Here is a 1,325-nt window from a genome sequence, read left to right on the forward strand (position 1 = left end):
CTTTTAAAATAAACGCGGTACGAAAATACCTTAAAGGGCATTTAAGTAGTGCTGAGTTTTCAAAAAAATACTTACTTAATGACGCAACATTAAAGCGATGGGCTGATCGTTATAAACAGCATGGTAAGTCTGCTTTTGATGTCGAACTGAAGGTATCAACCCGATATGATGCTAACTTTAAGCGATCTGTCTTGCAGAGAATGGAAGAAGATGAGCTAACTTATTCTGCTACTGCCGCTTTATTTAACCTGGGTAGTCAGTGCACCGTGAAGCGCTGGCAGAGGCTTTACGAGCAAGGTGGCATTCATGCTCTTAAATCAAAAGGTGAGCGTATGGCTGCGAAGGTAAATAAACCCAAAGACTCTAACGCTGATGAAAAACGCACTCCAGAGCAGCAGGCCCTGGCTAAAGCGCTTGAAGAGATAGAGTACTTGCGTGCGGAGAATGCTTATCTAAAAAAGTTGGACGCCTTAATGCAAAGCAAAAAGTCAGCGCCAAAGAAAAAACGATAATTGTTGATGCATTAAGGCAGGAGCATGCTTTAAAACTGCTGCTGCGTGCAGCACAGCTTGCGAAAAGCACGTTCTATTATCAGTTGCAGTGTTTGCAGCGACACGATAAAGATGCGCAGCTAAAGGTAGATATCAGCGAGCTTTACCAGCAACACAAGCAGCGCTACGGCTACCGTAGGATAACGATGGCTTTACGCTTAGCGAAAAACTTAATCGTTAATCACAAGAAAGTGCTGCGTCTTATGAACGAACTTAATCTAGAAGCTGTCCGCCCCAAACGTAAATATATTTACCTGCAAGGCTCAGCTAAAGGTGCTGCAGTCAAAAATATTTTAGCTCGAAAGTTTAAAGCGAAAGAGCCTGACTCCAAGCTTGCCACAGACATTACAGAGCTTAAGTTCAAGGGTAAAAGATACTATCTATCGCCGATAATGGACCTGTTTAATCGTGAAATAACAGCGTTCACGATCTCAAAACGGCCTACCTATAGCCTTGTAGAGGAGATGCTCAACCAAGTAATACCGCAGCTTGATAGCAGCAAGACAACGCTTCTGCACTCAGATCAAGGTTGGCATTACCGCATGTATGACTTTAAAAGGTCGTTGGCTAACGCCAACATCACTCAAAGCATGTCTCGCAAAGGTAATTGCTACGATAATGCAGCCATGGAAAGTTTCTTCGCTACCTTTAAAAAAGAGTTCTTTTATCGTTTCAAGGGCAAATCAGAAAAATCACTGATGAAGGAAATAAAAGATTACATTAGCTACTATAACAACGAACGAATCATGCTTAATTTAAAGATGAGCCCTGCTC

At 42.2% G+C, this 1,325-nt stretch carries 2 protein-coding genes; both read left to right on the forward strand.

Annotated features, from left to right (window positions below):
• On the forward strand, positions 1–512 hold a 512-nt coding region (locus tag TOI97_RS13155; RefSeq protein ID WP_321554580.1), incomplete at its 5' end, for a transposase.
• Positions 512–1,325 (forward strand): IS3 family transposase (locus TOI97_RS13160; RefSeq protein ID WP_321554581.1); only part of this gene is annotated, 814 nt, incomplete at its 3' end. The genes TOI97_RS13155 and TOI97_RS13160, both read left to right, overlap by 1 nt.

The organism is Denitrificimonas halotolerans, assembly GCF_034259425.1.
Lineage (GTDB): Bacteria > Pseudomonadota > Gammaproteobacteria > Pseudomonadales > Pseudomonadaceae > Denitrificimonas > Denitrificimonas halotolerans.